This is a genomic window from Actinobaculum sp. 352 (assembly GCF_003957265.1).
Lineage (GTDB): Bacteria > Actinomycetota > Actinomycetes > Actinomycetales > Actinomycetaceae > Asp313.
Window position 1 is genome coordinate 22858 of the sequence record NZ_RQSN01000015.1, and the last position, 7090, is coordinate 29947.

Sequence of the window (7090 nt, forward strand, 5' to 3'; positions counted from 1 at the left end):
AATGGCGACGGTTCTACTCATGGCCGGTCCTGCCGTTCCCGATAGTCGTTCCACGCGTCCGCGATGATCTCGAGACCGACGACGATCACCACGGACACGGCCATGGCGGCGGCAATGCATGCTGCGAGTAGCAGGATCAGCGTGGCAAGTGTTTTCAACGTTCAAGTTTCCTTTCTAGAGCAGGGTTGGCAGGTTCATTTCCGCGTCGAGTTCCTGCATGACTTTCACCGCGGCCTTCCAATAGGACGGTTTCAGCTCGCAGGAGATGGCCCGGCGTCCGTTCTTCACGGCGACGTACGGCTCCGAGCCGATACCACCGAACGGGGACAAGACCAGCTCGCCGGGGTTGGAGTAGAGCAGTACACAGCGGCGGATAAACTCGAGCTGTAACGGGGCGATGTGTTTCTCGTCGGCGGATTCTCGTCCGAGGCGGGCGTTCAATGTTTCCGATTCGCGGATCGTGGTCCACACGGGGCCGAGGCCGTCATCCTCACCCGTGGCACGGTCAAACCAGATCGGCCCGGCCCATTCGATCCAATCGTCATTCGTCACTTCACCCTCGAGCGCCTTGTGAGGAATCTTCACCGCGTTATCGCCAGGTTTACGGAAAATCAGCAGATAGTCCGCGAGTGCCGGCCGACACGATGCCGAATCCCGGTTCTTCGTTTGGAACGCGAGGGAGAATGCTTTCGTGCGGATCGACTGGGCTTGCGGGTCCTTCCAGATCGTCGCCTCACCGTGGAAAATCCATCCGACTTGTTGAAAGAGTCGGATCACGTCGCCACGGAAGTCCGACATGCCCACATAGCCGTGTGTCGCCTTCGTCGTCGTCAACTGTTGCACGTGGATGCACGCGAGTCGGCCGGGCCGGGTGACGCGTAACTGTTCCGCGACGATGAACCGGTAGTGGTCTAAGAATTCACCGCGTGACGCCGAGTTCCCCAGGTCGCGAAGCGATGGCGAATACGTGTAAAGTGAGTCGAACGGTGGCGAACAGACGGACAGGTCCACAGACTCGGTGTCGATCTCGGCGAGCCGTTCGCATGAGTCACCGAGCATGAGATGCCACTTGTCGCCGTAGGCGTCGTCGGTTTGATAGTCCGCGAGATTCCCTGTGGTCATGCTGCGTTCTCCTTTGCGTGGATGCGTCGCATTTCTGCGACGAGTGATGATGTGAGCTGGCCCGCCTGCTCTTCTTTCCGGCGGACGTTCGCCGCGATCTGTGCCTCGAGCCGGGACACGATAATGTGTGCCTGCACGGGCCGTGTCTGCCCGTACCGGTAACAACGGCGAATCCCCTGGTAGTACTGCTCGTACGAGTCAGACAAGCCGACGAATGCCATGCGTGCGCAATGCTGCCAATTCAGTCCTTGCGCCGCGATGGCCGGTTTCGTGATCAGCACTTGGATGTCGCCGTCGGAGAAGCCGAGGAGACAGTCCGCTTTTTCCGCTGGGGACATGGAGCCGCGCACGTTGACCGCGCCGGGAATCAACCGTGCCAACAGGTCCGCTTCGTCATTGAGTCCGGCCCAGAGCAGCCACGGCTCACCAGGTTCAGCGGCGACCAGCTCGGCCGCCTTCTGGCATCGTGCACCCAGTGTTTCCCGGCGGACCCGTGCCCGGCCAGACACGCCACCAAGATCAACGGCGAACAGGGCGCCTTCCTCGTGCACGTCCGCTTCGACCGTGTGCCCGATAATCTCCAGGCCGGGCAGGATGAACCCGGTATCGTCACCGCCCATGTCTGACGGCCGTCGGATTGCAACCGCCCATGTGGCCATCCACTCGATCATCGGACGCCGCGCATGGCCTTTGAGTCGCCAACCGGCGTCCGAGTCGTGGACGAAATAGGCGGCGAGCATCATTTCCCGTGTCATCTGCCCGAGGAATTCGGCCTGATTCGTTAACTCCTCCGGGTCATTCGGTGCCGGTGTGGCCGTGCACGCCAACCGGTGCGGCACGACTTGGAAGGCGACGATCATCGCGTCCCGTGTCTTACCGGTCGAGTTTTTCAGGATGCTGGCCTCGTCCAGGACGACGGAATCTAACCGGGCCGGGTCGATCCGGGTTGCCATCTCGTACGAGGTGACGTACACGCCCGGCCCGTCAATTTCGGCGTCGTCCCGAATATAGATGGCGGTAACGTCAATCTTCCGGGCTTCCCGCACGGTTTGACGGCACACGGCCAGCGGGGCGACGATCAGCGCGGTGCCACCGATACGGCGTGCCCACTCAACCTGCATGAGCGTCTTACCCAAGCCCGTGTCTGCCCAGATCGCGGCGCGTCCCACACGGATTGCCCACGAGACGATATCCCGCTGCCAGTCAAACAGTGTCGGGTGCAGGTCGTCGGCGGGGATCATCGGCCCGGTCACCGGGGCATGGAGTGCCTTCCGGGCGAGAAAGTCAGCATAGGAGACGGTCACAGGGCGTCACCGTCCCGGAGCATGTCGGCGTACCGTTCGGTGTCGTCGAGGCGACGCATTTCGTCCCAGTCCCAGCTAGCAACGTCCTCGAGCGTGTACGCGATAGCTGACGCTTCCTCACATGTCACGGTTACGGACCGTGTCAATCGGTCATTTTCAACGATTTCGATGGTTACTTCGTCCTCACCCGTCCGGGTGGTCACGACGTCTACACGGTTCATGCGCTGACTCCGATCTTGAGCTGGACGGGTACGGGTGCCCACACGGTGAATTTCGATCCGGTTGTCCCTTTGCGCACGCCAATCGGTTTGACGAGTCCGGCTTTGACGAGTTCGGATCGTGCCGTGCGGAGCCGTTGCGTTGACCATGTGCCGCCGTCTGCGGCGATACGGTGCGCGATTTCCGGGTCCGTGAGTGGCCCTGACTGGCGGAGCGTGGATAGGACGGCCTGCTGGGACCCTCGCACATGCCCGTCCGTGAGGCCCTGTGCGGCCTGCCACGAGGTGACCGGATCGCCACGGCGTGCGACCGGACCGTCGATGTTCGGGTATGCGGTCATACGATCACATCCTCAGGGCCGTAAACAGCCGCTGCGCGAAGCACCATATCTACCGTCGCGTGGTGGTCATCGCTGGGAGCAGCCAGTGCGCGGCGCGACTGGTGGAGCATCTCCCGTTTTGCGTAGTCCGGGAGGTTCCGCCATGCTGTTACCGGGGCATCTCTAATGTACGTGGCGCGGGCAAGTGCGAGCGGGGACAGCAATTCCGCTCCCATCTCTTGTAGCCAGCGATAGATACGGTGCACGTCGTCAATTGGGACCTCGCACTCTCCCGCGATGGGTAGCGCGCTAGAGCCGGGATATGAGTAGATGTAATCCGCTGCCCGCTCCGCACGCTCCGCATCGTTACCCAGATCGATTAACCGCTGAGTGATCTCAGCGCGAATTTCGAGGTAGCTCATTGGTTCGTCTCCTGTCCGTTCGCGCGACGGGACGTGAGGCCCTGAATCAGCCGGTCCGCTTCCGTCTCAGTCAGCTGCATCATGTCGTCTGTCCGGCCAACTGACGCCCACGCCGCGAACTCGCGGGCCTTCAACTCGTCGATCCCGAACTCGTCCACCAACCCGGCCAACTGGGCCGCCTGCCCGGCAGTCATCGCTCCCGGTTCCGGCACGGCATCAGCCGGTTCGTCGACGTGTTCCGTCTCGACGACGTCGACCGTCGCCTCATCCACAGACACGGAATCCGTGTTGCCGTCCTGCACCGATACCGTGGTCACAGCGGGATCATCGGTCATCTCGTCCGGGGCATACAGCACGCCCATGAGCGCATCCGATGCGCCTTGACGGCACACTTCCGTGATCGCACGTGACCGGAGCATCTGATCCGGGTATTTCTGCCACATCGCCGATTGAGCCAGCCCGGCACGTTCCGCCTTCGCCAGGTCCCACGTCACCGAGAACTGGAAGTCCTTGTCGTCGGCACGGACCAGCGTCGCCGTCACGGCCAGCGGGTTCGCCTGCTGCTCGATACGGAGCTTGTGCCCAGCACGTCGGACAAGCGCGGCCATCAGATCAGCGGACATCGTCGGCCTACCCTTGATCACGTTGATACTGTTGATCGCCTGAATCGCGGGGATACCAAGCGCACCACCAAGTTCAATCGCCAGTAGTACGTTCGCTGGCTGTTTCACGTACGCGGCGGGTAGCAGGTCGGATACAGCGAGCATTTTCGCGTACTCGCGTTTCTGCTCGATTGTCGCCAGCGTCGCATCATTACTTTTCACTTCGAGGACGCCACTCATGCCGACTCGCTTCCTTCAATTTCGAGGTAGCCGGTGAGCATGCCCGCGATCAGGTCGGACGCTTCCCCGAGCCGGTCAGCGAGTGCCCGCGCCTGCTTCGCCGTCTGCCGTACCACCAGATACGAGTCACGGACGGTTTCCGTGACCTCGACGCCATCCGGCACTTCACCGGTGGCGACAAGCGCTTCCAGCTGGCGGGGTGCGGTCAGATGGTCGGCGAGGTGTACTTTCCACGTGACTTCGTGCCCGTGGTCTTCTAACCATTTCGCGTAGGCCCGTTCATCGGTGACGCGGATCGATGGTTTCGGTTCCGGGTTTGTCCGGGACACGGTTCCGGCGTCGACGCCGGCCACGCGCATCGTTTTCCGGTCGCCGGGTTCGAGTCCGTGCTCGGCCAGCCAGGTTTTCGCACCGTCCATTTCCGGGTCGATCACCTTTTTCACGGCGTCTTTGATCAGTTTGCCCACTGCGAGGGTTTGCAGTGCGGCATCCCGCGTCTCCTCTTCCATGGATAGGTTCTCGTCTTTGCTAGTCATGCTGTTGTCCTTTCACGTCTTGATTGCCGGTAGCAGTGGCGGCACATGGGCGCACGTGACCCGTACGTGGCGGATCCGTCCGGCGCGTCGTCCGCATGTTGACCGTCCGCGCGGACGTACCGGCCACACGTCACGCAGGCCCGCGAGGATGGCACGAGCGCGAGACACGCGCCGCACACGTCGGTATGCCAGTCCGTTGCGACTTCCGCACCGCACGCCACACACTGGCGCTGCGATCCCTTGCCGACGTAGTAGCGGCCCGCCCAGATGCCTTGAATACGGATGCCCGAGTTCCGCAGGTCTGCCACGTATCGCGTGCACGCGCCGAGCACGGGACACGTCTGGCACATGCGGATCGCTGCGGCCCGCCGCTTCGTTTCACCGGGATGCGGGAAGAATTCGTCCGGGCATGCCCGGCATGGCGAGGCCACGAGATCGGTTGTCGGTAGCGTGCTCATTCGCGTACCGCCTTATGCGCTTCGAGGTATTTCTCGACGTCGTAGGGGCGGATGCGGATTTGACGTTCTACCCGGTATGCGGGGAGTTGTTTCGTGGCGATCAGCTTGTCCACGGTCCGCACTGTGACGCGGAGCAGTTTCGCGGCTTCCTTCCGCGTGATCATTGGTGCCATCATGACTGGTCTCCCCCGTCGAGCAGTGCGCAGAATCCGGTGGCAGTGCCGAGCGCGGCGACCGCTGCGAGGATGACGTCGAGGACGTCCCCGACTCGTATGCTGTGCACGAGTAGTGCCATGGACAGGGCCGCCAGGATTAGTAGGATGCCCATGCATGTCCACCGGATGAGGTTGTCGAGTCGGTGGGTGTTGATATCATTGTTAGTAGACATTGGATTCTTCCTTTCGGTGTCGGGCCGCGTCCTAGTGCGAGTAGGGCGCGGCAAGTTTTTTATGCGGCGCGGTCACGCTCTGCGGCGCGCCGCATGAGTTCCCAGCCGGGCACGGCCAGCTCTTGAGCGATCAGTTCGATCTCCGTGGTGGTCAGCGGACTCTGGTCACGTAGTCGGGATCCCAACCGTCCCCGTGGAATCCCGGTACAGGTGGACAGCTCGCCGATAGTTCTTTTCTGAGCCACAAGCTCGGCCCTGATCTCTCTGGCGATGCTCGCCATGACGCCTCCTCCTCTCGATGTTCTGTCCTCGGAACATCTCAAGCATATGTTTCGAGGACGGAACATGTCAAATTGATTCTTGACCAGCATGTTTCGTGGTGGGAACATGGCCGTATGGGAACGAAAGCTGAGATAGGTACGCTCAACCGGAGCGTTGTTGACATTTTCCTGCGGGAGATGAATAGGCAGGGGTTAAGTTTCCGCGCGTTAGCGGAACGGTCCGGTGTCCCGTTGACCCGTCTGCACGCGAAGATGCGCTGCGAACGTGCCCTACTCGTCGAAGAAATCAACTCAATAGCGGACGCCCTCGGCCTCGTCGGATGGCAAGTCATGCGCGAAGCTGAAACCGCCGTCGCCGCCAAGCGGTCCGATTCCGTGTCGGACCCGATCCCTACCATTGACCCGGAGGCAATGGGTCTCGCCGCAACTCGTCGAGACGAGACCAACTACGACTAGCTATAAGGGCAGGTTCAATGATGAGCTTCACGGACCTATGCGACTACGCGCACGAGATCGACGTAACAATCGTCTGGGCGCGCATGGCTGGCACCTATGCGGCCGCCGTCGACGCGGCGACACGTACCGTCTACCTTGATAACCGGCTCGACCAACACCCGGCCGAGCTGGTCTCCGCGTTCGCGCACGAGCTAGGCCACTTAGCGCTTGGGCATGTTGGCCCGCAGGACGCGAAGGGCGAGGACAGGGCTGACGAGTGGGCGGCCCGTCGGCTTATCTCACCGGTCGAGTATGCGGCAGCTGAGCGTATTCTCGGTCCGAATCCGTTTCTGCTTGGCGTTGAGCTTGGTGTGACGATGCGAATCGTCCGGGCGTGGCAGCGCGTCGCGGCGTCGTCCCCTTGTGTTGTGTCGGAGCCGGGTGTTAGGCTGAGTTCGTACTCGAGTCGAGCACTACCCCGCGTTAGCGGGGATGAACCGGACTTGTTGTTCGACTTTTAGTTCGGCTTGGGGACATACCCCGCGTTAGCGGGGATAGCGTGAGCGGCGCATGATCGCTCACGAACTGGGAATCATGAGCGGCCCAGCTCCTCGGGTTGGGCCGCTTCCCCTTTATTAGTGCCCTACATCACATACTCACGGCTTGACAGACTAGCCAGTGTGGGCATAGGATACTAGTACAGGCAGGGAGAACAGCTCCCAGCCACTAACCGAGAGGACGGCCACGATGGCCACCACATTCCA

Annotated in this window: 13 protein-coding genes; 2 read left to right on the top strand and 11 right to left on the bottom strand. The window is 61.7% G+C overall.

All coding sequences use genetic code 11. The features are described from left to right. Window positions 1-17 precede the first annotated feature (17 nt). The 11 genes from EKN07_RS12670 to EKN07_RS11740 form a co-directional block, all read right to left on the bottom strand. Window positions 18-158 (bottom strand): hypothetical protein, encoded by a 141-nt coding sequence (locus EKN07_RS12670; RefSeq protein WP_164546673.1) that lies wholly within the window; start codon window positions 156-158, stop codon window positions 18-20. Window positions 159-174: 16 nt separating this feature from the next. Beyond that, on the bottom strand, window positions 175-1122 hold the full coding sequence (locus tag EKN07_RS11695) for a site-specific DNA-methyltransferase (protein ID WP_126146484.1): 948 nt from the start codon (window positions 1120-1122) through the stop codon (window positions 175-177). Next, entirely contained in the window at window positions 1119-2426 is a 1308-nt protein-coding gene (locus tag EKN07_RS11700; protein WP_206435727.1) for an SNF2-related protein, read from the bottom strand. The genes EKN07_RS11695 and EKN07_RS11700 overlap by 4 nt, the downstream gene beginning before the upstream one ends. After that, window positions 2423-2647: a hypothetical protein gene (locus tag EKN07_RS11705; protein ID WP_126146485.1), complete on the bottom strand. Its 225-nt coding sequence runs from the start codon at window positions 2645-2647 to the stop codon at window positions 2423-2425. Before EKN07_RS11705 ends, EKN07_RS11700 begins: the two co-directional genes overlap by 4 nt. Further along, window positions 2644-2985 (bottom strand): hypothetical protein, encoded by a 342-nt coding sequence (locus EKN07_RS11710; RefSeq protein ID WP_126146486.1) that lies wholly within the window; start codon window positions 2983-2985, stop codon window positions 2644-2646. The genes EKN07_RS11705 and EKN07_RS11710 overlap by 4 nt, the downstream gene beginning before the upstream one ends. After that, window positions 2982-3386 carry a hypothetical protein gene (locus EKN07_RS11715; RefSeq protein ID WP_126146487.1) on the bottom strand — a complete coding sequence of 135 codons (405 nt, stop codon included), beginning with the start codon at window positions 3384-3386 and terminating at the stop codon, window positions 2982-2984. Before EKN07_RS11715 ends, EKN07_RS11710 begins: the two co-directional genes overlap by 4 nt. Next, window positions 3383-4228: a recombinase RecT gene (locus EKN07_RS11720; protein ID WP_126146488.1), complete on the bottom strand. Its 846-nt coding sequence runs from the start codon at window positions 4226-4228 to the stop codon at window positions 3383-3385. Before EKN07_RS11720 ends, EKN07_RS11715 begins: the two co-directional genes overlap by 4 nt. Further along, window positions 4225-4764 carry a hypothetical protein gene (locus EKN07_RS11725; RefSeq protein ID WP_126146489.1) on the bottom strand — a complete coding sequence of 180 codons (540 nt, stop codon included), beginning with the start codon at window positions 4762-4764 and terminating at the stop codon, window positions 4225-4227. Before EKN07_RS11725 ends, EKN07_RS11720 begins: the two co-directional genes overlap by 4 nt. A 454-nt stretch (window positions 4765-5218) precedes the next feature. Further along, complete coding sequence (locus tag EKN07_RS12675) at window positions 5219-5386, bottom strand: helix-turn-helix domain-containing protein (protein WP_164546674.1); 168 nt, start codon at window positions 5384-5386, stop codon at window positions 5219-5221. 8 nt (window positions 5387-5394) lie between these two features. Beyond that, entirely contained in the window at window positions 5395-5610 is a 216-nt protein-coding gene (locus tag EKN07_RS12680; RefSeq protein WP_164546675.1) for a hypothetical protein, read from the bottom strand. Between the two features lie 59 nt (window positions 5611-5669). Beyond that, on the bottom strand, window positions 5670-5891 hold the full coding sequence (locus EKN07_RS11740) for a hypothetical protein (RefSeq protein WP_126146492.1): 222 nt from the start codon (window positions 5889-5891) through the stop codon (window positions 5670-5672). A 114-nt stretch (window positions 5892-6005) separates the two neighbouring features. Between EKN07_RS11740 and EKN07_RS11745 the strand changes: the two genes are divergently transcribed. Together EKN07_RS11745 and EKN07_RS11750 are read left to right on the top strand one after the other, a co-directional pair. Beyond that, a complete protein-coding gene (locus tag EKN07_RS11745) occupies window positions 6006-6347 on the top strand; it encodes a hypothetical protein (protein ID WP_126146493.1) in 342 nt (113 codons plus the stop codon). Between the two features lie 17 nt (window positions 6348-6364). Then, window positions 6365-6847 (top strand): hypothetical protein, encoded by a 483-nt coding sequence (locus EKN07_RS11750; protein ID WP_126146494.1) that lies wholly within the window; start codon window positions 6365-6367, stop codon window positions 6845-6847. Window positions 6848-7090: the final 243 nt, after the last annotated feature.